This is a genomic window from Streptomyces sp. AM25 (genome assembly GCF_058146165.1).
Genome location: NZ_JBKIWN010000037.1, coordinates 8166 through 33890 on the forward strand (window position 1 = coordinate 8166; position 25725 = coordinate 33890).

Annotated in this window: 23 protein-coding genes; 11 read left to right on the plus strand and 12 right to left on the minus strand. The window is 72.2% G+C overall.

What is annotated here, in order from left to right; all coding sequences use genetic code 11:
• Window positions 1-27 precede the first annotated feature (27 nt).
• The 3 genes from ACLHRZ_RS32320 to ACLHRZ_RS32330 form a co-directional block, all read right to left on the minus strand.
• Window positions 28-420: a hypothetical protein gene (locus ACLHRZ_RS32320; protein ID WP_490422154.1), complete on the minus strand. Its 393-nt coding sequence runs from the start codon at window positions 418-420 to the stop codon at window positions 28-30.
• 151 nt (window positions 421-571) lie between these two features.
• Window positions 572-1114 carry a hypothetical protein gene (locus tag ACLHRZ_RS32325; RefSeq protein WP_490422155.1) on the minus strand — a complete coding sequence of 181 codons (543 nt, stop codon included), beginning with the start codon at window positions 1112-1114 and terminating at the stop codon, window positions 572-574.
• A 57-nt stretch (window positions 1115-1171) separates the two neighbouring features.
• Window positions 1172-2599, minus strand: coding sequence for a HEAT repeat domain-containing protein (locus tag ACLHRZ_RS32330; RefSeq protein WP_490422156.1), 1428 nt, complete (start codon window positions 2597-2599; stop codon window positions 1172-1174).
• Window positions 2600-2934: 335 nt separating this feature from the next.
• Here ACLHRZ_RS32330 and ACLHRZ_RS32335 point away from each other — a divergent pair, with 335 nt between their 5' ends.
• Window positions 2935-4365 (plus strand): PP2C family protein-serine/threonine phosphatase, encoded by a 1431-nt coding sequence (locus ACLHRZ_RS32335; RefSeq protein WP_490422157.1) that lies wholly within the window; start codon window positions 2935-2937, stop codon window positions 4363-4365.
• Between the two features lie 39 nt (window positions 4366-4404).
• Here the strand turns inward: ACLHRZ_RS32335 and ACLHRZ_RS32340 are convergent, their stop codons facing one another.
• Window positions 4405-5895, minus strand: coding sequence for a DNA-binding protein NsdB (locus tag ACLHRZ_RS32340; RefSeq protein WP_490422158.1), 1491 nt, complete (start codon window positions 5893-5895; stop codon window positions 4405-4407).
• A gap of 234 nt (window positions 5896-6129) precedes the next feature.
• Here ACLHRZ_RS32340 and ACLHRZ_RS32345 point away from each other — a divergent pair, with 234 nt between their 5' ends.
• Together ACLHRZ_RS32345 and ACLHRZ_RS32350 are read left to right on the plus strand one after the other, a co-directional pair.
• The gene (locus ACLHRZ_RS32345) at window positions 6130-7233 is read left to right on the plus strand and encodes an aminoglycoside phosphotransferase family protein (RefSeq protein ID WP_490422159.1); all 1104 of its coding nucleotides are present in this window, start codon (window positions 6130-6132) and stop codon (window positions 7231-7233) included.
• 269 nt (window positions 7234-7502) lie between these two features.
• Window positions 7503-9515 carry an N-acetylmuramoyl-L-alanine amidase gene (locus tag ACLHRZ_RS32350; protein ID WP_490422160.1) on the plus strand — a complete coding sequence of 671 codons (2013 nt, stop codon included), beginning with the start codon at window positions 7503-7505 and terminating at the stop codon, window positions 9513-9515.
• A gap of 73 nt (window positions 9516-9588) precedes the next feature.
• On the opposite strand, the gene ACLHRZ_RS32355 is transcribed toward ACLHRZ_RS32350, so the two are convergent.
• The 6 genes from ACLHRZ_RS32355 to ACLHRZ_RS32380 form a co-directional block, all read right to left on the minus strand.
• On the minus strand, window positions 9589-10089 hold the full coding sequence (locus ACLHRZ_RS32355) for a hypothetical protein (protein WP_490422161.1): 501 nt from the start codon (window positions 10087-10089) through the stop codon (window positions 9589-9591).
• Window positions 10090-10158: 69 nt separating this feature from the next.
• Complete coding sequence (locus ACLHRZ_RS32360; RefSeq protein ID WP_490422162.1) at window positions 10159-10398, minus strand: DUF397 domain-containing protein; 240 nt, start codon at window positions 10396-10398, stop codon at window positions 10159-10161.
• A gap of 85 nt (window positions 10399-10483) precedes the next feature.
• Complete coding sequence (locus tag ACLHRZ_RS32365; RefSeq protein WP_490422163.1) at window positions 10484-11659, minus strand: thiolase family protein; 1176 nt, start codon at window positions 11657-11659, stop codon at window positions 10484-10486.
• Window positions 11656-12585 (minus strand): thiolase family protein, encoded by a 930-nt coding sequence (locus ACLHRZ_RS32370; RefSeq protein ID WP_490422189.1) that lies wholly within the window; start codon window positions 12583-12585, stop codon window positions 11656-11658. Before ACLHRZ_RS32370 ends, ACLHRZ_RS32365 begins: the two co-directional genes overlap by 4 nt.
• A gap of 8 nt (window positions 12586-12593) precedes the next feature.
• Window positions 12594-13532, minus strand: coding sequence for a Zn-ribbon domain-containing OB-fold protein (locus ACLHRZ_RS32375; RefSeq protein ID WP_490422164.1), 939 nt, complete (start codon window positions 13530-13532; stop codon window positions 12594-12596).
• A 61-nt stretch (window positions 13533-13593) separates the two neighbouring features.
• Window positions 13594-14400, minus strand: a complete 807-nt coding sequence (locus ACLHRZ_RS32380; RefSeq protein WP_490422165.1) for a crotonase/enoyl-CoA hydratase family protein — start codon at window positions 14398-14400, stop codon at window positions 13594-13596.
• A 113-nt stretch (window positions 14401-14513) separates the two neighbouring features.
• Here ACLHRZ_RS32380 and ACLHRZ_RS32385 point away from each other — a divergent pair, with 113 nt between their 5' ends.
• The 7 genes from ACLHRZ_RS32385 to paaK all read left to right on the plus strand — a co-directional run bounded on the left by ACLHRZ_RS32385 (window position 14514) and on the right by paaK (window position 20035).
• A complete protein-coding gene (locus ACLHRZ_RS32385) occupies window positions 14514-16115 on the plus strand; it encodes an acyl-CoA synthetase (protein WP_490422166.1) in 1602 nt (533 codons plus the stop codon).
• A gap of 449 nt (window positions 16116-16564) precedes the next feature.
• On the plus strand, window positions 16565-16810 hold the full coding sequence (locus tag ACLHRZ_RS32390) for a hypothetical protein (RefSeq protein WP_490422167.1): 246 nt from the start codon (window positions 16565-16567) through the stop codon (window positions 16808-16810).
• Window positions 16779-17303 (plus strand): DUF6879 family protein, encoded by a 525-nt coding sequence (locus ACLHRZ_RS32395; RefSeq protein WP_490422168.1) that lies wholly within the window; start codon window positions 16779-16781, stop codon window positions 17301-17303. Before ACLHRZ_RS32390 ends, ACLHRZ_RS32395 begins: the two co-directional genes overlap by 32 nt.
• A 23-nt stretch (window positions 17304-17326) precedes the next feature.
• Window positions 17327-18178 carry a helix-turn-helix domain-containing protein gene (locus ACLHRZ_RS32400; RefSeq protein ID WP_490422169.1) on the plus strand — a complete coding sequence of 284 codons (852 nt, stop codon included), beginning with the start codon at window positions 17327-17329 and terminating at the stop codon, window positions 18176-18178.
• 90 nt (window positions 18179-18268) lie between these two features.
• Entirely contained in the window at window positions 18269-18466 is a 198-nt protein-coding gene (locus ACLHRZ_RS32405; RefSeq protein ID WP_490422170.1) for a hypothetical protein, read from the plus strand.
• Entirely contained in the window at window positions 18463-18693 is a 231-nt protein-coding gene (locus tag ACLHRZ_RS32410) for a DUF7848 domain-containing protein (RefSeq protein WP_490422171.1), read from the plus strand. The genes ACLHRZ_RS32405 and ACLHRZ_RS32410 overlap by 4 nt, the downstream gene beginning before the upstream one ends.
• A 76-nt stretch (window positions 18694-18769) precedes the next feature.
• On the plus strand, window positions 18770-20035 hold the full coding sequence (paaK, locus tag ACLHRZ_RS32415; protein ID WP_490422172.1) for a phenylacetate--CoA ligase PaaK: 1266 nt from the start codon (window positions 18770-18772) through the stop codon (window positions 20033-20035).
• On the opposite strand, the gene ACLHRZ_RS32420 is transcribed toward paaK, so the two are convergent.
• The gene (locus ACLHRZ_RS32420; RefSeq protein ID WP_490422173.1) at window positions 19989-21503 is read right to left on the minus strand and encodes a fatty acyl-CoA synthetase; all 1515 of its coding nucleotides are present in this window, start codon (window positions 21501-21503) and stop codon (window positions 19989-19991) included. The two genes, paaK and ACLHRZ_RS32420, sit on opposite strands and share 47 nt — an antisense overlap.
• Window positions 21504-21645: 142 nt before the next feature.
• Between ACLHRZ_RS32420 and ACLHRZ_RS32425 the strand changes: the two genes are divergently transcribed.
• The gene (locus ACLHRZ_RS32425; protein ID WP_490422174.1) at window positions 21646-24054 is read left to right on the plus strand and encodes a penicillin acylase family protein; all 2409 of its coding nucleotides are present in this window, start codon (window positions 21646-21648) and stop codon (window positions 24052-24054) included.
• A gap of 78 nt (window positions 24055-24132) precedes the next feature.
• Here ACLHRZ_RS32425 and ACLHRZ_RS32430 read toward each other — a convergent pair whose 3' ends face one another.
• The gene (locus ACLHRZ_RS32430; RefSeq protein WP_490422175.1) at window positions 24133-25710 is read right to left on the minus strand and encodes an acyl-CoA synthetase; all 1578 of its coding nucleotides are present in this window, start codon (window positions 25708-25710) and stop codon (window positions 24133-24135) included.
• Window positions 25711-25725: the final 15 nt, after the last annotated feature.

The following is a 25725-nucleotide window of genomic DNA, read 5'->3' on the forward strand; positions in this document are numbered from 1 at the left end:
CCCCCCCCCCCCCCCCCCCCCCCCGGGTCAGCGGCGGCGGAAGATCCGCCGGATGAAGTGGACGATCAGCGCGATCACGGCCACCACGATGAGGATGGCCACGATCAGCAGGACGATCAGGAAGATGCCCAGCTTCTTGAAGAAGCTCTTCTTTTTCTTCGGCGCCGGGTGCGCGGCCGTGACGTGACGGTGGTGCGCCTGCGCCTGAACCGGGTGCTGTGCCGCGGCCTCCGCCGGCACGGCCGTGCCCGCCCCCTCGGCCACGGCGGCCTGCTGCACGCCCGGCACCGGGGCGGTCACGCTCGCGGCCTGCGCCGGGGCGGCCAGCAGGGCCGCGCCCAGCGCCAGCCCGACGACGGCGGACGCCCTGCGGGCGATGCGTGCTCGGAACCGTCCTTCGTGCTGCTGATCGGTCTTCATCCAGGCCCCCTGTTTCGGTGCTTCGGCAGTACTGACGCCCCGTCGGCGGCCGGGACGGGCGCACCGGGGGCACCACCATTATCTGCACAGCCCCGCTCCGCAGCGCAGGGCGCATCCCGTGCTGCGCCGTGAGCCGGTGTGCTACCGGTCCTCAGGTGACGGTCTGGTCCCCGTCGGGAACGTCCTGGACGGTCACGGCCGTCCGCGGCACGCCCAGGCCCGCGGCCACCGCCCGCTGCAGGCCCGCGGGGTCGGGCCGCGTCGGATAGGGGACAGCCTCCCCGTCGCCGTAGGCCTCGATGGCCTTGGTGAAGTAGCCCGGGTCCCAGGCGCCCACGGCGCCGCGCACCTCGACCGCGCGGACGGCCCGGGAGCCGACGCGCTGCTTCACCGCGGCCAGGATCGCGTCCGAGCGGTAGGCGCCGGGCACTTGGAACAGACTGGCGTGGGCGCCGACCTTGCTCCCGTCGCGCAGCCGCACGGTGACGGTCAGACAGCTGGTGACGGACGGGTAGACGATCGTGCCGCCGGGGCCGGTCCCGGCGACCTGCCCCTCGGTGATCCGGACCGTGGCGGCCGGGGCGGTTACGGGGACGGCGGAGGCCGGGCGGGCCACCGCGACGGCGGCCGGGGCGAGTTGGAGGGCGAACGCGGTGCCGAGGGCGAGCAGCACGCGGGCGGCGGGGACGGGCATGGCACTCCAGGAGGAACGGGGACAGAGCCCCGCCATCCTAGGAAGTGCCGCCGCGGCTCAGCCCGTCGGTGTGCCCGGCTCGAAGCGGCTGCGCACCGCCGTCTGCACCTCGGCCTCCTCCGCCGGGTCGGCGGCCAGTCTGCGCAGCTGCTGGACGACCCGCGCATCGGCCGTGGTCGCGTGGTGCGCGGCCAGTTCGCGGGTGGTCTCCTCGCAGTCCCAGAGGCATTCGACGGCGAACCCCGCGGCGAAGGACGGGTCCGTGGCGGCCAGGGCGCGGGCGGCGCGGCCGCGCAGGTGCGAGGAGGCGGTCTCGCGGTACACGTGCCGCAGGACGGGCGCGGCGCAGGCGATCTGCAGCCGCCCGGCCCCGTCGGCCAGCTCCCACAGCACGGGGGCGTCGCAGCCCTCCGACCGCACGGTGCGGCGCAGGGCGTCGAGGACGAGCGCGGCGTCGTACTGCGCGCCCCGGCAGGCGAGCATCCCGGCCGCGGCACCGCCCAGCGCGTCGGTCCGCCGGACCCAGGCGCGGGCGCGCTCCAGGGCGGCCGCGCTGCGCATCCGCTCGAAGGCCGTGACGGCGGCCTCGGCGACCAGCGGGTCCGGGTCGCCGGCGGCGCCCTCGACGAGGTCGAGGGCCTGCGGGTCGTCGTGCTCGGCGAGGTAGCGCAGCGCGGTGGCACGGGCGGCGCCCTCGCCGAAGGCGGCGGCCTCGATGATCTCCAGCCGGTCCTCGGGGCCGGCGACGGCCGTGAGGCAGCGGGTCGCCGGGACGTGGCGCAGCTGGGCGGGGTGCAGGTCGAGGCCCTCCTGGGCCCAGTCGAACACCTCGCGCACGCTCCAGCCGGGCCGGGGGCCCTGCGGGCGCAGCTGGCGCTGCCAGCGGTCGAAGGAGCCCTGTTCCTGCGCGGCGCGCACCCGGGCCGCGGTGCGCGGGGAGTGCTGCTCGTCGGCCCACAGCCGCCAGGGGCGGGGCTCGAAGGCGTCGCGGACGGCGGCGGCGAGGGCGCTGTCGCCCTCGGAGGTGCGGGGGAAGCGGGCGAGGACCCGCTCGCCGAGGGCCGCGAGGGCCGCGTCGTCGTCGCGCAGGGCCAGTTCGTCCAGGGCCCAGGACCAGTTGGCGCCGTCGGCCGCGTAGCGGCGCAGCAGTCGCAGGGCGTCGTCGCGCCCGTAGGAGGCGAGGTGGCCGAGGACGGCGAGGGCCAGGCCGGTGCGCTCCTCGGCGGGGTCGGTCAGGTCGTCCGGGTGGAAGAGGTGCTGCTCGATCCCGCCGAGTCCGCCGTCGAGGTCCAGATACAGGCGCGCGTAGTACAGCGAGCGGTTCTCCACCTGCCAGTCGCGCCGCGGGTCGCGCAACACGCAGTGGTTCAGCGCCGCGAGCGCCTCCGCGCGCGGCGCCGCGAGGGCATGCAGGGTCCCGTCGCCGCGGCCTCGCTGGAGGAGGCCGAGCAGGGTACCGCTGGGCGCTATGTCTGGATCGAACATGAAGTCAGCATCCGGTGCGGGGAGTCGGCTGGCAACGGGATTTCCTCCCGGACGGCATTCTTGCCGCTGTCCGCCCGTCCATGCCGGTGAACTGTGGAAACCGGTGGTCCGGGCGCCCGCAGCCTACCTGGAAGCGGCGGTTCCACCGACCTGTGCCTGATATGTCACGGTCATGTCCACGGCATATGCCGTCAGCACCACCGGATCGGGTATTGCCAAAGCCCTTACAGGCCGTCGCTGCCTGTGCAAGAGTCGTGACAGCAGTCGTCGAAGCGGCCGCTCCACCGAAGTATCCCGGAGCCGGCGCCACCGCCGCGCGTGTATCGGAGTCCTAGATGCCGTCCCCAGTGTCCGCGGACCGTTCCGCCGAGTCCCCCGAGCACGGCGCGGTCGACGCGCTCATCTCCCAGACGCGGCGGCTCAGAGGCGGTATCGACGCCGTGCGCCGCGAGGCCGCGGCGGACGCCGAGCAGTCGGACGACCCGCGGCTGCGCTGGCAGCGCGCCCTGTGCGAGCTCGCCGCCCACCACGCCGACAACCTGGGCGAGCACCTGGACCAGCTCCGCGAGGGCCCGCCGGCCGCCGGCCCGGCCCCGGCCGGGGAGCCGGCCGGCCCCGTCGCCCGGGGCACCGCGGGCCGCGTGGGCACCGTGGGCAGCGCCGAGTGGAACCTCCTCACCGACGCGGCCACCTGGTCCGACGAGCTCTACGGGCTCTTCGGCCGCCACCCCGAGGACGGCGCGCTGACCCTCGACGAGCTTCCCTCCTGGCTGCTGGAGGAGGACAGGCCGCAGCTGACCGCTATGGTCACCGACTGCCTGGTGGACGGCAGGCCGATCGACGGCGAGTTCCGCATCGTGCGCGGCGACGGCGCCGTGCGCACGGTGCACATGAAAGGCGAGCCGGTGCTCGACGCCGACGGCTGCACCGCCTCCATGTGGGCCGTGCTCCGGGACGTCAGCGCACTGCAGCGCTGCCGGGACGTGGTGCAGGAGACCCGTGACTCGCTGCAGCACCAGCGGCACCGGGCACAGACCGAGCACCGGCTCGCGGTCGAGCTGCAGGAAGCCGTGCTGCCGTCGTGGCGCGGCTCCCTGCTGCTCCCGCCCGGTCCGGACCCCGCCCGCCCGCCGGCCGCGGGCGCGCTCGACCTCGCCGGGCACTACCTCCCTTCCGCCGTGAGCACCCTCGTCGGCGGCGACTGGTTCGACGCCCTGCAACTGCCCGACGGGCGGACGCTGCTGACCGTCGGCGGGCTCACCGGCCACGGGGTGACGGCCACCTCCGGCATGGCGATGCTGCTGGGCGCGGTGCGCGGCATGGCCCTGGCGGGGACGGAGCCGGGCCCCCTGATGGGCTGGCTCAACCACCTGCTCGACGCCTCCGCGCAACCCGCCCTGGGCAGCGCCCTCTGCTGCTGCTACGACCCCGGGAACCGCACCCTGCTGTGGTCCCAGGCCGGACACCCCGCCCCGCTGCTCTTCCGCGACGGCACGGCCCGTGCGCTCCGGACGCCGGCGGGCGTGCTGCTCGGCGCCGTCGCCGATGCCGAGTACGCCCAGGTCCGGGACGAACTGCTGCCCGGCGACGTACTCGTCCTGCACACCGAGGGACTGTCACCGGACGCCGGACGGCTGCTGGGGCTGGCCCCCCGCTTCACCGCGGCGGACACCGCCCAGGAGTGCGCACGGGCCGTGCTGGAGGAGTTCGACGGCACGGAGCGCGAGGACGACGCCTGCGTGCTGATCGCCCGCGTCGGCTCCTGAGCCCGGTCCGCCCGCGGCTGCTTCCGCAGCCGCGGGCGGTCACGCCTGCGCCGTCCGGACCGTCGCCGAGGGCTTCGGCATCGCCCGCCGCAGATCCTGCCGCAGCTCGTCGATCCGCGAGCTGCCCGTGTACCTCCCGGTGAGCCGGTACATCTCGCGCAGCCGGTCCCAGGTGCGGTGCGAGGAGGTGTCGCCGATGGTGAGCAGCGCCAGCCGGGCGTAGCAGTCCGCCTGTTCGGGATCGCCCGCGATGAAGCAGGCCGAGGCGATCGAGATGTGGTCGAAGATCTGCGACCGCTGCCGGCCGTTCTCCCGCAGGTCGAGCGCTTCTTTGGCGTGCCGCTGGGCCGGGGCCGCCGCGGTCGGCTCGTGCTCGGCGAGCGTGCGGTAGGCGAGCCCCTGCATGCCGTGCATGTCCGCCTCGTTGAACAGCTGCATCCAGCTCGGCGGCGGCACGTCGCCCCGGTCGGAGACGAAGAGGTCCTCGGCCTTGCCCAGGGTGCGGCGCATCGCCTGCCCCTGACCCTTCGAGGCCTGCGCCCAGGCCTCGATGGTGTGGAACATGGCGCGGGTGCGCGGCAGGGTCTCGTCGCCGCAGCCGGACTGGGCCAGCTTCATCAGGTCCAGGGCGTCGTCCGGGCGGCCCAGGTGGACCATCTGGCGGGCGGCGCGGGAGAGGGCCTCCGCGGCCCGGGGCCGGTCGCCGCCCTCGCGGGCCGCGTGCGCGGCGATCACGAAGTACTTCTGGGCGGTGGGCTCCAGGCCCACGTCGTGGGACATCCAGCCGGCGAGCACCGCCAGGTTGGCGGCGACGCCCCAGAGCCTGCGCTGGAGATGGTCGGGGTGGTGGTACTGGAGCATGCCGCCCACCTCGTTGAGCTGGCCCACCACGGCCTTGCGCTGGAGGCCGCCGCCGCGGGAGGCGTCCCAGGCGCGGAAGACCTCGACCGAGTGCTCCAGGGCGTCGATCTCCGTGGAGCCCACGGGCGTCGCCTCGTAGCGGTCGAAGGCAGCGGGGTCGGCGTGCACGGTATGCGCACGCAACGGGTCGTCGAATCGGGGAGCGTCGGAAGCGAGGATGGGGTCGGTGTGCAGCCAGTCGTGCATCGCGCTGCTGAGTGCCGATCCTGCGGCGAGCGCGGCGCCCGCGCCCACCAAGCCGCGTCGGTTGAGCATGAGGTCCATTCCCGTGAATTCGGTGAGGACCGCGGCCGTCCGCTCGGGCGCCCACGGCAGCCCGTCCGGGGTCTGCACCTTGCTGCCGGCCCGCCCGCGACGGCCGAAGCCGAGGTCCTCGATGGTCACGACACGGCCGAGGCGCTCGGTGAAGAGGGCTGCCAGCACCCTGGGCACGGGATCGCGCGGGGACTCCCCCATGTCGATCCAGCGCCGCACCCGCGAGGTGTCGGTCGCCAGCTGCGGGTGGCCCATGGCCGCCGCCTGCCGGTTCACAAGTCTCGCGAGCTCGCCCTTGGACCATCCGGCCAGGCCGAACAGGTCCGCGAGGCGGGTGTTGGGTTCACTCGTCACGTCAAGCCCCCAGGTTCCTCGGCTGACTTGAAGGTATCGGCCCGTCATGGGCCAGGCGAGTATTCGCCAGGGTTCGCCAGGGTGCGCCAGATGGTGTGCCACCTGGCCGTGGGTGTGATGTAGAACCGCGCAACCCCGGCCGCCCGGTTGCCGGACCGCATTCCCCAGGGTGCGTGTACGGCCCGGGAGACCGGGAGCGCCGCATTCGCCGACACGAAGGGATCTGTTCCGCCCATGTATGCAGCATCGACCTCCGTGTCCGCTCCGCCCCGGCCGCTCCGTCCCCAGCAGAGCGGCAGCGGCCCGTACCTCGACCCCTCCCACGCCGTGGGGGCCGCGTTCGGGGGCGGACGGGCACGGAGGGGCCCGGGGCTCGGCGCCCAACCCCTCAGCGGGAGAATCGACTTGTCCGGCCCTCAGGGCGCGCAGCTGCGCACGGCGATCGCCTCCGTGCACCGCATCTGCCCCGAGTTCAACCCCGTTCAGGTGCTGCGCCGCAGCGGCCGCTCGGTCCTGCTGGTCGGCACCACCGGACGCACGACGGCCGTGGCCAAGTGTTTACTGGACCACTCCCCGTCCTGGGCCGAGCGCTTCCGGCACGAAATAGCCACATACCGGGCCTTCGTGCGGCACCGTCCTCCGGTGCGGGTTCCCCGGCTGATCGCCGCCGACCCCGACAACTGCACGCTGGTCATCGAGCGCATGCCCGGGCGCCCTGCCGCCGTCCAGCGGCACCCGGTGGATACGCTCCCCCGTGCGGATGTCAGGGCGGCACTCGGCGCGGTCTGCCGGGTCAACCTCTGGCGCCCGCCGGCCGGGATGTTCGACATGCCGCTCGACTACGGCAAGCGCATCGCCCGTTACCACGAGCTGGGCCTGCTGACCGATCGGGACCTGGGCGACCTGCAGAAGCTGCTGCACGGTCTGGCCCATGTGCAGGGGCAGTTCTGCCACGGGGACGCCCTGCTCTCCAACGTCCTGCTCTCCCCCGCCGGTCCGGTGCTCGTCGACTGGGACCACGCCGGCTGGTACCTCCCGGGGTACGACCTGGCCACGCTGTGGGCGGTGCTGGGGGACGCGCCGGTGGCGCGGCGTCAGATCAGCCAGCACGCCCAGGCCGCGGGGCCGATCTCCCGGGACGCCTTCCTGGTGAACCTGATGCTGGTGCTGACCCGCGAGATCCGGACGTACGAAACGGCCGTGCAGCGTGCCCTGCACGAGCCGGCCACCCCCGGCAGCGCGGAGTCGGGCGAGGAACAGCGCCTGCTGCTCCGCCGGCTGCACGACGACTGCGCGCTGGCCAGGCGCGCGGTCAGGGCCGCCGTCGGCACCCGATGAACACCCCGACGCCGAGGCGCCGCGCAACCCCCGCGCGGCGCCTCGGCGTGTCGGCTGCACCGAACCGCCGTCACCAATCCGGGTGAGGGCTGTCCGGACGGGCCCTGAGGCCCGCCCGCGAAACGCCTGGCGCGGACGTTGACGTGCGCATTGCGGCCCCTTCAGCCTGATTGACGGATCGTCTGATCCCACTGGGGCTCTTGGTAGGTTCGCCCCATCTCGGTCCACGTGCGCCGGCGCACGGCACGGTCCGTCCAGAGGAGGCCGCATTGCGAGGATCGCAACAACACCGGTCACGGCAGGCGCCCTGCAGAGAGCTCCGAAGAAGCCGCCGTACACCCCGGGCGGCCGGCGCGGTCGCGTCGGCCGCCCTCCTGCTCCCGGTGATCGCCGCCGCCCCCGCGGTGCCGGCCGAGCCGCCCCATCCCGACTCCCTGCAGCGGGAGTTCACCGCTGCCGCGGCCACGTACCACGTCCCGCAGAGCGTGCTGCTCGGCGTCGCCTACCTGGAATCGCGCTGGGACTCGCACGCCGGGGCCCCCAGCGTCACCGGCGGCTACGGCCCGATGCACCTGACCGACGCCGCCACCGCCGTGGCCGCCGCGGGCGGGCCGGGCGAGGCAGCCGGGGACGCCCGCGGCGCATCCGACCGGCCCGCCCGCGGCGGGCGCATGTCCGTCCCCGTGCCCGTCCCCGCAGCGGCGGACCTCCCCGCCCGGCTGCGCACCCTGCCCCGCGCCGCCGCCCTCACCGGGCTGCCCGCCGGGCAGCTGCGCAGCAGCACCGCGGCCAATGTGCAGGGCGGTGCGGCTCTGCTCGCCGACGCGCAGAAGCGGCTGGGCCTGGCCGCCGGCGGCAACCCCGCCGACTGGTACGGAGCGGTGGCCGCGTACTCCGGCGCCACCGACTCGCCGACGGCGGCCACTTTCGCCGACGACGTCTTCGACGCGATCCGCGCCGGCCGGCAGCGCACCACCGACGCGGGCCAGGCCGTCACCCTGCCCGGCGCCCCCGGGCTCGCCCCCCGCACCGAGCAGCTCGGCCGGCTCGGGCTGCCGGGTCTGCAGCACGCGGAGCAGGTGGAGTGCCCCCGCTCGGTGGCCTGCGAGTCGATCCCCGCGCCGTACCAGAAGCTCGACAACGGCAAGGACTACGGCAACCACGACGTCGCCGACCGGCCCGGCTCCCAGAAGGTCGACTTCATCGTCGTCCACGACACCGAAGGCACCTGGGAGAGCACGGTCAAGCTGGTCCAGGACCCCACGTACGTCTCCTGGAACTACACGGTGCGCTCCAACGACGGGCACATCGCCCAGCACGTGCCGACCAAGGACGTGGCCTGGCACGCGGGCAACTGGTATGTGAACGCCAAGTCGGTGGGCATCGAGCACGAGGGATTCCTGGCCCAGCCGGACGCCTGGTACACGGAGGAGATGTACCTGGCGTCCGCCAAGCTGGTGCGCTACCTGGCCCAGAAGCTGGACGTCCCGCTGGACCGCCAGCACATCCTGGGGCACGACAACGTCCCCGGCACCACCGCGGCCGCGATCAAGGGCATGCACACCGACCCCGGCCCCTACTGGGACTGGGACCACTACTTCGGTCTGCTGGGCAAGCGCTTCCGGTCCACGGCAAGCCCCTACAGCGGCATGGTCACCATCGACCCGGACTACGACGAGAACCGCCCGGACTACACCGGCTGCGTCAAGCCCGGCGAGCCCTGCGCCCCGCACGGCTCGGGCGCGGTGCGGCTGCACACGGCGCCGGACGAGAAGGCTCCGCTGGTGCAGGACGTCGGACTGCACGGCGACGGCCCGTCCACGACGGACGTCAACGACATGGGCGCCCGCGCCTCCACCGGCCAGCAGTTCGCCGTCGCCGACCGCCAGGGCGACTGGACGGCCGTCTGGTACCTGGGGCAGAAGGCCTGGTTCCACAACCCCTGGCGGCAGCCGACGGCCCTGAACGCGAGCGGCGAGTTCGTCACTCCGCGGGACGGGCTGGAGGAGATCCCGGTGTACGGGCGGGCCTTCCCCGAGAAGGAGGCCTATCCGCAGGGCGTCCCCGTCCAGACCGTGGAGCCGCTGCCGTACAAGCTCCTCGCCGGACAGGCCTACGTGCTGGGCCAGCGCTCCCCCAGCGAGTACCTGTGGGCGACGACCTTCGAGCCCGCGGGCCACAAGGTGATCCGCGGCAAGGACGTCTACTACGAGATCCAGTTCGGGCACCGGGTGGCCTTCGTCAAGGCCTCGGACGTCACGCTCCGGCCCTCGAACCGCTGAGGCGAACCACTGATACGGCATGCAGGAGCCCGGCACGGCGACGGCCGTGCCGGGCTCCTGTCGGTCGAGGGGCTCAGCCCGCCTGGAACATCTCCGCAGGCAGCGGCTTGAGCAGCTGGTACAGGTCGTCGGTGATCGGCCGGTCCCAGCTGGCGATGGTGACGAGCACGCCGTCGCTGCGGTCGAACTGGGTGCAGGAGATGCGGCCCTCCGAGCACTTCAGCCGGCGCACGATGAGGAGGTTGTCCTCGTGCATCACGGGGACGTCCTCGGTCTCCAGCACCTCCACCTGCTCCTCGTTGCCCAGGGCCGCGAGCAGCTGGGCCACCTCGAAGGGCACCTGGCCCTCGGCGAGCTCCCGGGCGGGGGAGCCCTCGGGCAGGTTGCCGATGATCATCGCGGGGCCGCGTCCGCCGAACAGGTCGTAGCGGAGGAAGACGCCCTGGCAGCTCCCGTCGGGCGCGGGCAGCAGCCCGGCCCCGAGATCGCCCGGCCAGTCCCCCGGGTCCATGGCGAGGACGTCGAAGTCCGGCCCGGAGGGGGTGGCGGCGCTGCGGCGGCGGAGGAAGGACATGCCACCATCCTACGGGGGCACCGTCCGTGGTTGCTCGCACAGCCCCCCGCGCCCGCACGGGGCCCGGCCTCAGGTGAGGTCGAACTCGCCCTCGCGGGCACCCAGGACGAAGGCGCGCCACTCCCCCGGCGGGAAGATCAGCTTCGGGCCGTCCGGGTTGCCCCCGCTGCGCATGGCGACGAAGCCCTCGACGAAGGCGACCTGCACTCCGCTCCTGCGACCCTGGCTGCTCGTCTGCCAGGTGGCGTTGGCGAGGTCGAGATCGGGAGCCGTTCCGCCCGCCCATGCTTCCGTCGTGCCGTTTGCCACGTCCGCACACCTCCCGGTTCGTCGTCCCGGCCCCAACCCTAGCGAGCGATGCCGTCGCCGCACAGGTCGCCCGCACGAGGTTCCGTCAGCCTCCGGGCGGCCGGTCGCCGACGAGCCACATGGCGAAGAACTGCGCCCCGCCGCCGTAGGCGTGGCCCAACGCCCGGCGCGCGCCGTCCACTTGATGCTCACCCGCCCGGCCCCGTACCTGAAGTGCCGCTTCCGCGAAGCGGATCAGGCCGCTGGCGCCGATGGGGTTGGTGGACAGGACGCCCCCGGAGGGGTTGACGGGCAGGTCCCCGTCGAGTCCGGTCGCCCCGGACTCGGTGAGCTTCCAGCCCTCGCCCTCGGCGGCGAAGCCGAGGTTCTCCAGCCACATCGGCTCGTACCAGCTGAAGGGGACGTACAGTTCGGCCACGTCGATCTCGCGGCGCGGGTCGGTGATCCCGGCCCGGCGGTAGACGTCGGCCGCGCAGTCGCGTCCCGCGCGGGGCGAGACGAAGTCCTTGCCGGCGAAGAGCGTCGGTTCGCTGCGCATGGCGCCGCCGTGCAGCCAGGCGGGCGGGTGCGGCGAACGGGCCGCGCCGGCCCGGCCGGTGAGGACGACGGCGCAGGCGCCGTCGGAGGAGGGGCAGGTCTCGGAGTAGCGGACGGGGTCCCACAGCATGGGCGAGGAGCGCACCTTCTCCAGGGTGATGCCGTGCTCGTGGAGGTGGGCGTAAGGGTTCTTCAACGCATTGCGGCGGTCCTTGTAGGCGACCAGGGCGCCCACGCCGGGCGGCGCCCCGGTGCGCCGGATGTAGGCGCGGACGTGCGGTGCGAAGAAGCCTCCGGCGCCGGCGAGCAGGGGCGGCTGGAAGGGGACGGGCAGCGAGAGGCCCCACATGGCGTTGGACTCGGACTGCTTCTCGAAGGCGAGGGCGAGGACGGTGCCGTGGACGCGGGCGGCGATCAGGTTGGCCGCGACGAGGGCCGTGGAGCCGCCGACCGAGCCGGCGGTGTGCACCCGCAGCACGGGCTTGCCCGCGGCGCCGAGCGCGTCGGCGAGGTGGAGTTCGGGCATCATGACGCCCTCGAAGAAGTCGGGGGCCTTGCCGAGGACGACGGCCTCGATGTCGGACCAGTCCAAGTCGGCGTCGTCGAGGGCGCGTCGGGCGGCCTCGCGGACGAGTCCGGCGATCGAGACGTCGCGGCGGGCGGCAGCGTGTTTCGTCTGGCCGATCCCGACGACGGCGACGGGCTCCTTGTGGACGGCGCTCATGGGCACTCCCCCTCCAGGACGGCGACGAGGTTGTGCTGCAGGCACGGCCCGGACGTGGCGTGGGCCAGGGCCCGGTCCGATTCGCCGCGCCGGATGCGGTCGGCGGCCTCGCCGATGCGGATCAGGCCCGTGGCCATGACCGGGTCGGCGACGGAGGCGCCGCCGGAGGGGGTGACCACGACGTCGCCGGTCAGCCGCAGCTCCTTGCGCAGGATCAACTCCTGGGCGGGGTGGGCCGTGTGGAGTTCGGCGGTGTCCACGGGTGCCGCGAATGCTCCGGCACGTTCGGCGGCGAGGCGGGTGGAGGGCGACCGGGTGAGGTCGCGCAGGCCCAGGGCGTGGGGCTCGATGCGGTGGTCGATGCCGCGGACCCAGGCGGGGCGTGCGCACATGGCGCGGGCGCGGTCCCCGGCGGCGAGCACCACGGCCGCCGCGCCGTCGACGACCGTGCTGCCGGGGCCGGCGGGCACCGTTTCGCCCGCGTCGGCGAGGGCCTGCGCCTGGAGGCCGGCGAGGGCGGCCGGTCCGGGCCACAGCGGGGCCGTGAAGTAAGGGTCGAGCTGCCGGGTGAGGACGTCCTCCAACTCCCCGGCCGTGGGCTTGCCGTAGGCGTAGACGAGGGCGGTGTCCGCCTCGCCGGTGAGCAGCTTCACCCAGGCCTCGTACAGCGCCCAGGCGCCGTCCGCCTCGACGTGGGACTCGGCGATCGGCGGCCAGGCGCCGACGCCGTCGAGGGCCATGGTGAAGGAGAAGGGCCGGCCCGCGAGGTAGTCGCTGGAGCCGGAACAGGTGAAGTCGGCCTCGCCGGGCGCCAGTCCGGCCTGCGCGAGCACGTCGGTGAGGACGGGCAGCAGCATCTCGGTCTCCGACAGCCCTGGGTCGGGGGTCACGTTCTGTGCGAAGGCGACGACGGCGATGTCCGGCAAGCGGGCGGTCACAGCAGGTCCTTGTAGGTGTCGTAGGCGGCGTCGGGCTCGCCGGCGGGCCGGTAGTGGTCGGGGTGGCGGCCGTCGCCGGTCCATACGGGCTCGACGCGCAGGCCCATGCGCACCTGCTCGCAGGGGATCCCGGCGATGCGCCCGTGGAGGGCGAGGCCGGCGCCGTCGAGCGCGATGTGGGCGTAGACGTAGGGCACGTCGATGTCCAGGTGCCGCGCCTTGATGTTGACCACGCAGAAGGTGGTGACGGTGCCGCGGGGGCCGACCTCCACTTCCTCGGCGGTGGCGACGCCGCAGGCGGGGCAGACCCCGCGGGGCGGTACGTACACCTTGCGGCAGGCGGGGCAGCGCTCGCCGGTGATGCGGTGCCGGGCGAGGGCGTCGAGGTGGCGGCTCTGGGCGCGGCCGGGGGTGTAGGTGTAGTCGAGGCGGGCGGGGGTGGTGATGCCGGTGACGGGGGCGGCGAACTGCCCGTCGTGCGGGGTGGCTTGGGTCCGTTCGATCTCACCCTCGTAGGGCTCGAAGCAGGCGATGTCGGTGATGGCGCCCGTGCGCTCGGCCGCCCAGCGGATACGGACCCGCATACCGGTGCGGACGGCCTCGGGCCCGGGGGCGTCGAGGGCGTGCAGCAGGGCGGTGTCGGCGCCGTCGAGGCGTACGAGCACCCAGGCGAAGGGGGTGCGCAGCGGCCGCTTGGGCCGCGGGGCGGGGTCCCAGGACCAGGTGGTGACGGTGCCGGTGCTGCCGACCTCGACGAGGTCGCGGAGCTCCTCGGCGGTGCGGGGATCGTACTCGGCGGGCGGCACGAGCACCCGGCCGTCGGCGGCGCGTACACCGAGGACGGTTCGCTCGCGCAGCCCGGTGAGGAAGGCACTCTGCACGGGCCCGAGGGAACGGGTGAAGGGGAACTCGACGACGAGGGGTGCGGTGAGCATGGGGCCACCTCCTGAGGGGCGCCCCGTAAGGGGCGCGAGGAACTGCGCGAGCAACCACCGCTCAGGCGCGCCGGAAAACGGCGTCCCGCTTCTCGGCGAAGGCACGCGCCCCTTCCTTGGCATCGGCAGTGCCGAAAACCGGCATGCCGCGCTCCAGCTCAACGGCGAGGGCCTCGACTTCGCCGAGCCCGGCGGTCTCATAGGCGCAAGCCTTCACGGCCTCGACGGCCAACGGACCGTTGGCATTGATCAGTTCGGCGGTCGCCAGGGCCTTCTTCAGCGCGGTGCCATCCGCGACGACGTGCCCGATGAGCCCGATGCGCTGCGCCTCCTCCGCCGTGTAGGGGCGTCCGGTGAGCAGCATCTCCAGGGCGTGGGTGTGCGGGATCTGCCGGGGCAGGCGGACGGTGGAGCCGCCGACAGGGAAGAGCCCGCGACGGACTTCGAACAGGCCGAAGACGGCGCTCTGTCCGGCGATGCGGATGTCGGTGCCCTGGAGGATCTCGGTGCCACCGGCGACGCAGGGGCCCTCGACGGCGGCGATGACGGGCTTGCGCGGCCGGTGGTGGCGGAGCATGGCCTTCCAGTGCAGGTCGGGGTCCGCCCGGAAGCGGGCCCGTACGGAGTCGTCGCCGTCGGGTTCTCCCGTGCGGGCCAGGGCCTTGAGGTCCATGCCGGAGCAGAAGGCGCCGCCCGCGCCGGTGAGGACGATCGAGCGGATGCCGTCGTCGGCGTCGGCGGCGAGCCAGCCGTCGTACAGGCCGGCGAGCAGAGGCAGCGAGAGGGCGTTCTTCGCCTCGGGCCGGTCGAGGGTGAGCACGAGGGTCGCACCGACGCGCTCCACGGTGAGGTGTCCGTTGCCGTCCATGCCGCACAGGGTGCAGGAGGGTGCGGGGCGGTACAAGAGTTTTCTGACAACCCGTCAGTTTTCTTGGTGCCGGACCCTTCCCGCGGCCCCGGCCCGGCGCTGTAATGGCCGCCGTGGACTACAACCTCGCCGATCTCTTCGAGTCCGTCGCCGACACGGTGCCCGCCCGGGAGGCGCTCGTCCACCTCGGCCCGCCCGGCGGTGCCCGTCGGCTCACGTATGCGCAGCTCGACGCGGCGGCCAACCGCCTGGCCCACCACCTTCGCGACAGCGGCATCGCGCCGGGCGAGCACGTGGGCCTCCACCTCTACAACGGCGTCGAGTACCTCCAGACCGTGCTGGCCTGCCTGAAGATCCGGGCGGTGCCGGTCAACGTCAACTACCGTTACGTGGCCGACGAGCTGGCCCGCCTGTACGTCGACACCGACCTGGTGGCGGTGGTCTTCGACGCCGAGTTCACGGAGCGGGTGGCGGAGGCGCTGCCGCGGACGACGGAGCTGAGGCACCTGGTGCGGGTGGGGACGACGGAGGAACCCCGCATCGACGCGGTCGCGTTCACGGACGCCGAGGCGTCCGGCTCCCCCGAACGGGACTTCCCTGCCCGCTCCGGCGACGACCGCTTCATCATCTGCACCGGCGGCACCACCGGCATGCCCAAGGGTGTGGAGTGGCGGCAGGAGGACCTCTTCTTCTCCGGCCTCGGCGGCGGCGCACCGACGGGCCGACCGGTCGCCCGGCCGGAGGAACTGGCCGAACGGGTCGCCGCGGGCGGCGAGGGCCTGGTCTTCTTCCCCACCGCGCCGCTGATGCACGGTACGTCCACGCTCACCGCGTTCATCGCCTTCGGCTTCGGCCAGAAGACCGTGCTGCACCGGAAGTTCGCGCCGGAGGAGGTCCTGCGGACGGTGGCGCAGGAGCGCGTCACCAGCGTGTCCCTGGTGGGCGACGCCATGCTGCGCCCCCTGGTGGACGCCCTCGCCGGCCCGCTGCGGGGCACCGACTGCTCGTCACTGCTCAGCGTGAGCAGCTCGGGGGCGGTGCTGTCGCGCACGGTGCGCGAGGAGTTCGCTGCTCTGCTGCCCGGGGTGCTGCTGCTCAACAACTTCGGCTCGTCCGAGTCGGGCTTCAACGGCACGGCCACGGAGGACGCGGGGGCGGGGAGGGGCTTCCGGGTGCGCGTCAACGACCGTACGGCGGTGGTGGATCCGGTGACGCACCGCCCGGTGGCCGTGGGCGAGCCGGGCCGGATAGCCCAGCGGGGACACGTCCCGCTGGGCTACTACAACGATCCCGAGCTGACGGCCCGGACGTTCTTCTGCGAGCAGGGCGAACGGTGGGTCCTGCTCGGGGACATGGCGACGGTCGACGCGGAGGGCGTCGTCACGGTGCTCGGGCGCGGGTCGCAGTGCATCAACACGGGCGGCGAGAAGGTGTTCCCGGAGGAGGTGGAGGAGGTCCTGAAGGCGCACCCGGGCGTGTACGACGCGGTGGTGGCGGGGGCACCGGACGAACGGTGGGGTGAACGGGTGGCGGCCGTCGTCCAGCCTCGGGCGGGGGTCGCGCCGCCGACGCGGGGAGCTTTGCAGGCGCATTGCCGGGCGCGATTGGCGGGGTACAAGGTGCCGCGGCTGGTGGTCTTCGCCGATTGCATTCGGCGGTCGCCCAGCGGGAAGGCGGATTACCGGTGGGCGCGGGGGGTGGTGGGCGGGGGGTGAGGGGGCCCGGCTTGTCACCGGGCCCGTCCGGGCGGTGGTGGCGGCGGCTTGAATCCACCCGTCCCGTTGTCCGGCCACTGCCTCCGGATCAGAGCATCCCTGCGATGGCACCCAGATCAAGACTGAGTAGGCCGCCGAGAGCGCCCAGAGCGAAGCCGAGCAACTGTTCGGCGAGGGGAAGCACCATGAAGTCTCCTTGGATAGCGACAGGTTGGCTGCGACAAACGCTGCCCGGATCTTGAGCCCTTCAGGCATTCCGTCCCTCGTGCGGGGCGTGCCGTATCGATCCCTCGCCCTTCTGTTCGAAGAATCCCCGTGCCACACAGACCCTGCGTGGAGCGATTACGGAACACGTCAATTCTCTGGCCATGACGCGAACTTGACCGGCACCGCGTGCGGGTCCATCGTCGGTGCAACTGGACGCAACCGGCTAGGCAGGAGTCAAGATCATGGCTCTACTGTTCTTCGGCAAGGACCCGAACACCAACGGCGATGACTGCCCCACGGTCTGGGTGGACGACAAGAACGCGGACCTCGTACTCCAAGGCTGGAAGGCCGACAGCGGGACCAAGACTGAGTGCCGTACGGTAGGGCACATCCCCGACACGGAAGCAGTGATCCGGATCCCCGCGCGCATGGTGCCGCTCATCAGGAAGGCCTGCGATGAAGCCGAACAGCGTTCCACCGTTCGCTGACCTGATCAAGGACTGCCATCGGTCAGCGGTCCATCTGGAGCTACGGGATGCCTACAGCGTTGCCGCAGAGGTTGATGACTTCGCGGAGTGGCAAGCATGCGGACAGATCGCTCCCGCATCTGCCGAGCGCCGTCGTCCGTGGCTGGACCTGGTTCGCGACACGGTGGCGCGCGGAGTGGAAATGCGTCGAGCTCGCGTGGTCTCCGTGCCCGTCAGCGAGTACATCCGTTACGAGCACGCAGGAACCCACCTGAACGTGGCAGCCGGCGAGTCCGTGCGGTGGCTGCCTCGGAGAGATGCCGCCACGCTCGCACTGCCCGGCGCGGACTTCTGGTTGCTCGACAACCGACTTATCCGCTTCGGCCACTTCAGCGGGGACGGTGCATCCGCTGGGCACGAACTGTGCGACGACCCGGCAGTGATCAAGCTCTGTGTCGAGGCGTTCGAAGCCGTCTGGCAGCGCGCTACGCCGCACGAGGCGTTCTCTGCCTGACGACGGCTGCGACAAGCTGGCTCATGCCCAAGTACCAGTCATCGAGCGTCGAAGCAGCACGCAAGGCAGTGGCCGCAAGGCTGCGCGAGGTTCGTCTTGACGCCGGACTGACTGGTCATGAGCTGGCTGCGCAGTGTGGGTGGAACAAGTCCAAGTCGTCCCGTATCGAGAACGCGCGTACACCTCCGTCCGACGCGGACATCCGTGCATGGTGCACCGCCTGCGATGCCGGCGACCAGGCCGCAGACATCATCGCGGCGTCGCGGACGGCCGATTCCATGTACCTGGAGTGGAAGCGCCTGCAGCGTACCGGCCTCCGGCGCCTGCAAGAGTCACGCATCCCGCTCTACGAACGTACGAAGCTGCACCGAGGCTACGCATCACACGTCGTGCCGGGCTTGTTCCAGACTCCCGCGTACGCGTCCGCGCTACTGTCGATCATCCGCCGATTCCACGGCAGTCCGGACGACACCGCCGAGGCTGTTGATGCCCGCATGGCCCGGGCGCGAGTGCTCCAAGAGGCTGGGCATCGATTCACGCTATTGATCGAGGAGTCGGTGCTGCGGTACCAGATCGGCGACTCCGAGACGATGGCAGGACAGTTGGGGCACTTACTGTCCGTCATGTCGCTCCCCGCTGTTTCCGTCGGGGTCATCCCTTTCGCGGCACGGGACCGAGGGATGTGGACCCTGGAAGGCTTCAACGTCTTCGATGACGAACGGGTTCACGTCGAGCTGCTGACGGCCCAGGTCACCGTCACAGCACCGAGTGAGGTTGCGCTGTACGTCAGCGCATTCACCGAGCTGAGGAAGCTGGCCGTCTACGGGGTCCCGGCGCGGGAGGCCATTACCGCAGCACTGGATGCCCTCCGGTGAAAAGTCGCGTGCAACAACGTAGAACTCGCTGGGAAGTCGAGCTTGCGCGCTCCTAGCGTGGTCGTCATCCGGACGACACGAGGAGCAGGAATGAGCACTCGCAGGACCACCATGTCGGCGCCTCCGCATCTGCGGATGCCCTCCCTCGACCCACCCAGGCCCGTGGCAGGGTGCGCCGAGTGTCTGAGACTGGCAGCGGCCCGTCTGCACGCCCGCGCCCGGGGTGACTTCACCACCGTGACCGACTGCGACATCAAGATCCGCAGGCATACCCAGGGGCATCAGTGATCACACGGGCCGTCTACCGATTCGTGCCGCACACGATCACGCATGCACCAGAAGGCGGAACGACCTTCGAAGCGTTCTGCACTGCGGCCGGCTGCGACGCCGAGTCCGGGCCCCAGGGCCGGCAAGAGACGGCACAGGACTGGGCCCTGCACCACACCGGACGCACCGGACATGATCTCTTCCGGCGAGTGGTGACCGACCATGCCAAGGTGACCCGCGCCCCATAGCCCCACCTTGACGACCGCCCCCACCACCTGCTTGGTTTGACCGAACGATCGGTCGGCCCAGCCCCGGAGGCGCACCGTGGAACTCCGCACCCTCCAGACGGAGCGCCTGCGCTCCAGCCTCCGTCGCGCCTACGAGAACGTCCCCTTCTACCGCCACGCCTTCGACGCCGCCGGCGTCCGCCCCGAGGACTGCCGTACCCCCGCCGACCTCCCCCGTTTCCCGTTCACCGCCAAGGACGACCTCCGCGCCCAGTACCCCTGCGGCATGTTCGCCGTGCCCGAGAAGGACATCCGCCGGATCCACGCCTCCAGTGGCACCACCGGCGCCCCCACCGTCGTCGGGTACACCGAACGCGACCTCGGCACGTGGGCCGACGTCGTCGCCCGCTCCATCCGGGCGGCCGGCGGGCGGCCCGGCGACAAGATTCATGTGGCCTACGGATACGGCCTGTTCACCGGCGGCCTCGGCGCCCACTACGGCGCCGAGCGCCTCGGCTGCACCGTCATTCCCGCGTCCGGCGGGATGACCTCGCGCCAGGTGCGGCTGATCCAGGATCTCCGGCCGCGGATCATCATGGTGACGCCCTCCTACATGCTCACCCTTCTCGACGAGTTCGAGCGCCAGGGCATCGACGCCCGCACCACGTCGCTCGAAATCGGCATCTTCGGCGCCGAACCCTGGACCGAGGAGATGCGGCGGGAGATCGAGGAGCGGTTCGCCCTCGACGCCGTCGACATCTACGGGCTGTCGGAGGTCATGGGCCCGGGGGTGGCCCAGGAGAGCGTGCGGACCAAGGACGGACTGCACATCTGGGAGGACCACTTCTACCCGGAGATCGTCGACCCCGTCACGGGCGAGGCGCTCCCCGAAGGGGCCCACGGCGAGCTGGTGTTCACCTCGCTCACCAAAGAGGCCATGCCCGTCGTCCGCTACCGCACCCGCGACCTCACCCGGCTGCTGCCGGGCACCGCGTATCCGGAGTTCCGCCGCATGGAGCGGCTCACCGGCCGCAGCGACGACCTGGTCATCCTGCGGGGCGTGAACCTCTTCCCGTCCCAGATCGAGGAGATCGTCCTGCGCACGCCCGGCGTCTCGCCCCACTTCCAGCTGCGCCTCACGCGCGAGGGCCGGATGGACCGCATGACCGTCCGCGCCGAAGCCCGTCCCGACGCGACGGCCGCACAACGCACCGCGGCGGTCGCAGAGATCGCCCGTCACGTCAAGGACGGCATCGGGGTGTCCGTGTCCGTCGAGATCGTCGACCCCGAGACCCTGGAGCGGTCCGTGGGCAAGCTCAGGAGGATCGTCGACCTGCGAAGCGCTCCCTCAGCTCCCGCTTGAGGATCTTCCCGCTGGCGTTCCGCGGCAGCTCGTCCACGAACAGGACCCGTTTCGGGGCCTTGAAGCGGGCCGTCCGTTCCTGCGCGTAGGCGATCAGATCGGCCTCGCTCGCATCCCCGCGCCTCACCACGACGGCCGTCACGGCCTCGATCCAGCGCTCGTCCGGCAGGCCGATCACCGCCGCCTCGACGACGTCCGGGTGCCCGTACAGCACCTCCTCGACCTGCCGCGAGGCGATGAGCACCCCGCCGGAGTTGATGACGTCCTTCACGCGGTCGACGACCGTGAAGTAGCCGTCCTCGTCCCGGACGACCAGGTCCCCGGAGCGGAACCAGCCGTCACGGAAGGCCTCTTCGGTCTCCTGCGGCTTGTCCCAGTAGCCCTCGCACAGCTGCGGCGAGCGGTAGACGGCCTCGCCGGGCGTGCCGTCGGGGACCTCCTCGCCCGACTCGTCCACCACCTTCGCCTCGACGAACAGCACCGGCCGGCCGCAGGAGTCCATCCGTCCCTCGTGCTCGTCGGGGCCGAGGACGGTGGCCAGCGGGCCGATCTCGCTCTGCCCGAAGCAGTTGTAGAAGGCGAGGCCGGGCAGCCGGGCGCGCAGCTTCTCCAGCACCGGGACGGGCATGACGGAGGCCCCGTAGTAGGCCTTGCGCAGGGCGGAGAGGTCGCGGGCGGCGAAGTGCGGGTGCTGGGCCAGGGCGATCCAGACGGTCGGCGGGGCGAAGAAGCTGTCGGCCCGGCCCTGCTCGACCAGTGCCATGACCCGTTCGGGGTCCGGCCCGTCGATGATGGTGTTCTCGGCGCCCACCGCCAGGTAGGGCAGCAGGAAGGCGTGCATCTGCGCCGAGTGGTAGAGCGGCAGGGCGTGGACGGGACGGTCCGTCTCCTTGAAGTCCATTGCGGTGATGACGCTGACGTACTCGTGCACGAACGCGCGGTGGGTCATCATCGCGCCCTTGGGCAGGGCGGTGGTGCCCGACGTGTAGAGGAGCTGGACCAGTTCGGGACGGTTCCCGTTCAGCTCGTACAGCGGGCGGCCGGCGGCGGCGTCGAGCCGGTCCAGCAGGGATCCCGGGGCGTCGCGCAGGGGCAGCGACCGCGGGGTCTCCGGGAGCCGGGGTTCCAGCTGCGGGTCGGCCAGGACGAACGTGCTGCCCGACTGCTCCAGGAGGTACTGCAGTTCCCCGCCGGTGAGCTGGTGGTTGACGGGTACGTGCACCAGCCCGGCGCGGGCGCAGCCGAGGAAGCCGATCAGGTAGGCGTCGGAGTTGTGGCCGTACGCGGCGACGCGGTCGCCCGGCTGCAGCCCGTGTTCCAGGAGCACGGCCGCCGCCGCGGTCACCGCCTCGTCCAACTCGCGGTAGGTCCAGGTCCGTTCGCCGTAACGCAACGCTGTTCTGCCCGGTACGCGCCGGGCGGTGCGCCGGATGATGCCGTCCACGGTGCTCTCGCGTACTCCGGACATGGACCGGATCTTGGGACAGCGGTCGACGCGCGTCAAGGGGGCTGGCCGGTGACATCGCCAACGGTCAACTCAGGGAACCCTGTTGACCGTAACTGGCGTTATACAAGACGACTGTTGTCGTCTTGTGACCCCGTAGGAGGTCATGTTGCAACGTCGTCGCCATTTAAGAGCGTTCGCAGTCGGAGCTCTCGCCCTGCTGACCGGCGCGGCCGGCGCGCTGCCCGCCTCGGCCGCCCCGCAGGACCGGGCGGACCGGCCGTCGGGCGGCGGCCTGTCGGCCGTCATCCGCTACACCGAGTACGGCATTCCGCACATCGTCGCCAAGGACTACGCGAGCCTCGGCTTCGGCCAGGGCTGGGCCCAGGCCACCGACCAGGTCTGCACCCTCGCCGACGGGTTCGTCACGCTGCACGGCGACCGCTCGCGCCACTTCGGCCCCGACGGTACGACCGACCGCTCGCTCTCCAACGCCCGGTCCAACCTCTCCAGCGATCTGTTCTTCCGCGGCATCCGGAACGCGAAGACCGTGGAGAAGCTCCTCGACCGGCCCGCCCCGGCCGGGCCCAGTCGGCAGTCGAAGGAGCTGGCGCGGGGCTGGGCCGCCGGATACAACGCCTGGCTGCGCCAACACCGCGGCGACATCAAGGATCCCGCGTGCCGCGGCGCGGACTGGCTGACCCCGGTCACCCCCCTCGACGTGGCCCTGCGCGGCTACGCGATCACCATGCTGAGCGGCCAGACCGGCTGGGCGGAGGACATCACCCGGGCCGCGCCGGCCGACGCGAAGCCCGCGCCCGCGGCCGCCGTCCGCAAGCTGTTCGACCGGAAGAACGCCGACATGGGGTCCAACGCGGTCGCCTTCTCCGGCTCCACCACCGCCAACGGCCGCGGCCTGCTGCTCGGCAACCCGCACTACCCGTGGGCGGGCGGCCGCCGCTTCTGGGAGTCGCAGCTGACCATTCCCGGCGAACTGAACGTCGCGGGCGGCACGCTGCTGGGCATGCCGATGGTCTCGATCGGCCACAACGACCGCATCGCCTGGAGCCACACGGTCTCCACCGGCATGCCCATGAACCTGTACCAGCTCAGGATCGCCCCGGGCGACCTGCACTCCTACCTCGTGGACGGCAAGCCCGAGCGCATGACCGAGCGCAAGGTCACCGTGCCCGTGCGCGGCAAGGACGGCACGGTCTCCCCGGTCACCCGCAGCCAGTGGTGGACCCGCTACGGGCCCGTGATCACCGAGATGGGCGGGGAGTTCGGCCTGCCGTGGAACGCCACCACGGCCTTCGCCCTCAACGACCCCAACGCCGCCCAACTGCGCTTCACCGACACCTCGCTGGGACTGAGCAGGTCCCGCAGCGTCCGGGACATCCAGGCGACGCTGCACCGCACACAGGGCCTGCCGTGGGTCAACACCATCGCCGCGGACTCCGCCGGGCACAGTCTCTACACCCAGTCGCAGGTGCTGCCGCGCATCACCGACGAGCTCGCCGGGCGCTGCTCCACGGACCTCGGCAAGCAGTACTATCCGGCAATGGGGCTCGCCGTCCTGGACGGTTCGCGCGGCGACTGCGCGCTCGGCAAGGACCCGGACGCCGCACAGCCCGGCATCTTCGGCCCGTCGGCGATGCCGACGCTGGTCGACGCCCCGTACGCCGAGAACTCCAACGACAGCCCCTGGATGACGAACGCGGACCGGCCGCTCACCGGCTACCCGCGGATCTTCGGGGACACCGGCACCGAGCGCTCGGCGCGCACCCGCGGCGCGATCGAGGACGTGTCCGCCCTGGCGAAGCGCGGCAAGCTGACCGTGGACGACCTGCAGAAGCAGCAGTTCGCGGACCGCGCACCCTCCGGTGACCGCGCGACCGCCGACGCCGCGAAGGCCTGCTCCGCCCTGCCGGGCGGCAGCGCAACCGGCAGCGACGGCAAGGCCGTCGACGTCTCGGCCGCCTGCGGGGTACTGGCCCACTGGGACCGTACGGTGAAGACCGGCAGCAAGGGCGCCCTGCTCTTCGACCGCTTCTGGCGGAAGCTGGCGAACGACCCGAAGGCCACCGTGTGGAAGGTGCCGTTCTCCGCCGCCGACCCCGTGGCCACGCCCAACACCCTGAACACCGCCGACCCGGCCGTGGGCCGCGCGCTGGCCGACACCGTCACCGAGCTGCGCACGGCGGGCATCCCGCTCGACGCACCGCTGGGAGAGCACCAGTTCGTCGTGCGCACCGGCAAGCACATCCCGCTCGGGGGCGGCGGCGAGGACGTGGGCGCCTGGAACATCGTCTCGTCCCCCTGGGACGCCGCTCACGGCGGTTACGGGAACGTGAACTTCGGCTCCAGCTACATCCAGGCGGTCGGCTGGGACGGCAGCGCCTGCCCGGTGGCCCGTACGCCGCTGACCTACTCACAGTCGTCCGACCCCACTTCGCCCCACTACAGCGACCAGACCGAGCTGTTCTCGGCCGGGCGCATGGTGAAGAGCCGGTTCTGCGAGAAGGACATTCTTGCCTCGCCGCAGCTGAGGGTTGTGCGGGTGAGCGAGCGGTAAGCGTAGTTCTTCGGCTGCGGGCCGTCCCTGGCTGGTCGCGCAGTTCCCCGCGCCCCTTCGGGGCGCGGGACCGTCCACTCAGATCGCGCTTGCGCGGCCCTTCCAGTAAGGGTCGCGCAAGCGCCGTTTGTAGAGCTTGCCGTTGGGGTCGCGGGGCATCTCCGTGACGAAGTCGAGGGACTTGGGGCGCTTGTAGCCGGCCAGGCGGTCCGTGCAGTGCGCGAGGATCCCGGCGGCGAGCGGCTCGTCCGGGCGGTGGCCCTCGGCCGGTTCGACGACGGCCTTGACCTCCTCGCCCCACTCCTCGTGCGGGATGCCGAAGACCGCGGCGTCGGCGACGGCGGGGTGGGTGAGCAGGACGGATTCGATCTCGGCGGGATAGATGTTGACGCCGCCCGAGATGATCACGTCGGCCTTGCGGTCGCGGAGGAAGAGGTAGCCGTCCTCGTCGAGGTGGCCGAGGTCGCCGACGGTGAAGAAGTCGCCGATACGGTTCTGCTCGGTCTTGTCCCGGTCCTTGTGGTAGGCGAAGCCCCCGGTGTTCATCTTCAGGTAGACCGTGCCGAGTTCGCCCGGGGGCAACGGTGCGCCGTCGTCGCCGAGGACGGCGATCTCGCTGATGGGCCAGGCCCTGCCGACCGTGCCGGGCTTCTTCAGCCAGTCCTCGGCGGTGGCGAACGCACCGCCGCCCTCGCTGGCGGCGTAGTACTCCTCGACGCAGCCGCCCCACCAGCCGATCATCGCCCGCTTGACGCGCTCGGGGCAGGGGGCCGCACCGTGGATCGCATGGCGCATCGACGAGACGTCGTACGCGTCCCGGACGTCGTGCGGCAGGGCCAGCAGCCGCTGGAACTGGGTGGGCACCATGTGGGTGTGGGTGCACCGGTGGGTCTCGATCAGGCGCAGCATCTCCTCCGGCGCCCACTTGTCCATCACGACCAGCCGGTGCCCGATGTGCAGGGACGCGGCGGCGAACTGCAGGACGGCCGTGTGGTAGAGCGGTGAGCACACCAGGTGGACGTTGCCGGCGAAGGGCCGGATGCCGAAGATGCCGAGGAATCCGCCCAGATGGGTCTCCTCGGGCGGTCTGCCGGGCAGGGGGCGGCGGATGCCGCGCGGCCGGCCGGTGGTGCCGGAGGTGTAGTTCATGACCCAGCCGAGCGTGCGCCCTTCGGGCGGGGTGTCGGGCTGTCCGTCGAGCAGCGCGGTGTACGGGCGGAAGCCGGCGATGTCCCCGACCGCGTAGCACGCGGCGGCCGGCAGCCCGGCCTCGTCCGCGGCGGCCGCCGCGGCGGCGGACCGGCGCTCGTGGGCGATCAGGACCTTGGCGCCGGAGTCGGCGAGGATCCAGGCGATCTCGGGTGCGACCAGGTGGTGGTTGACGGGCACGAGGTAGAACCCGGCCTGGGTGGCGGCGAGATGGGCGGTGAGGAAGCCGACGCCGTTGGGCAGCACGGTGGCGAAGGCGTCGCCCTCGCGGAGCCCGGCGGCCCGCAGCCCGTGCACAAGCCGGTTGGCGGCGGCGTGCAGCCGGCCGGCGCTCCACCCCTTGCCGTCCGGTGCGATGAGGACGGTACGGGCGGGGTCGGCGGCGGCCTGGGCCCAGAAGCCGTTGGGACCGTTGAGGCCGTTGGGACCGTTGGGAGTTGCGGTCATGGCGCGTCGTCCTCC

What these genes read in the sequence shown, in the direction of transcription:
- ACLHRZ_RS32320 (WP_490422154.1), bottom strand. Translation starts at nt 420, where the DNA reads ATGAAGACCGATCAGCAGCACGAAGGACGGTTCCGAGCACGCATCGCC.
- ACLHRZ_RS32420 (WP_490422173.1), bottom strand. Translation starts at nt 21,503, where the DNA reads ATGTCCGGAGTACGCGAGAGCACCGTGGACGGCATCATCCGGCGCACC.
- ACLHRZ_RS32380 (WP_490422165.1), bottom strand. Translation starts at nt 14,400, where the DNA reads ATGGACGGCAACGGACACCTCACCGTGGAGCGCGTCGGTGCGACCCTC.
- ACLHRZ_RS32330 (WP_490422156.1), bottom strand. Translation starts at nt 2,599, where the DNA reads ATGTTCGATCCAGACATAGCGCCCAGCGGTACCCTGCTCGGCCTCCTC.
- ACLHRZ_RS32355 (WP_490422161.1), bottom strand. Translation starts at nt 10,089, where the DNA reads ATGTCCTTCCTCCGCCGCCGCAGCGCCGCCACCCCCTCCGGGCCGGAC.
- ACLHRZ_RS32375 (WP_490422164.1), bottom strand. Translation starts at nt 13,532, where the DNA reads ATGCTCACCGCACCCCTCGTCGTCGAGTTCCCCTTCACCCGTTCCCTC.
- ACLHRZ_RS32325 (WP_490422155.1), bottom strand. Translation starts at nt 1,114, where the DNA reads ATGCCCGTCCCCGCCGCCCGCGTGCTGCTCGCCCTCGGCACCGCGTTC.
- ACLHRZ_RS32395 (WP_490422168.1), top strand. Translation starts at nt 16,779, where the DNA reads ATGAAGCCGAACAGCGTTCCACCGTTCGCTGACCTGATCAAGGACTGC.
- ACLHRZ_RS32400 (WP_490422169.1), top strand. Translation starts at nt 17,327, where the DNA reads ATGCCCAAGTACCAGTCATCGAGCGTCGAAGCAGCACGCAAGGCAGTG.
- ACLHRZ_RS32390 (WP_490422167.1), top strand. Translation starts at nt 16,565, where the DNA reads ATGGCTCTACTGTTCTTCGGCAAGGACCCGAACACCAACGGCGATGAC.
- ACLHRZ_RS32335 (WP_490422157.1), top strand. Translation starts at nt 2,935, where the DNA reads ATGCCGTCCCCAGTGTCCGCGGACCGTTCCGCCGAGTCCCCCGAGCAC.
- ACLHRZ_RS32405 (WP_490422170.1), top strand. Translation starts at nt 18,269, where the DNA reads ATGAGCACTCGCAGGACCACCATGTCGGCGCCTCCGCATCTGCGGATG.
- ACLHRZ_RS32365 (WP_490422163.1), bottom strand. Translation starts at nt 11,659, where the DNA reads ATGAGCGCCGTCCACAAGGAGCCCGTCGCCGTCGTCGGGATCGGCCAG.
- ACLHRZ_RS32345 (WP_490422159.1), top strand. Translation starts at nt 6,130, where the DNA reads ATGTATGCAGCATCGACCTCCGTGTCCGCTCCGCCCCGGCCGCTCCGT.
- ACLHRZ_RS32425 (WP_490422174.1), top strand. Translation starts at nt 21,646, where the DNA reads ATGTTGCAACGTCGTCGCCATTTAAGAGCGTTCGCAGTCGGAGCTCTC.
- ACLHRZ_RS32430 (WP_490422175.1), bottom strand. Translation starts at nt 25,710, where the DNA reads ATGACCGCAACTCCCAACGGTCCCAACGGCCTCAACGGTCCCAACGGC.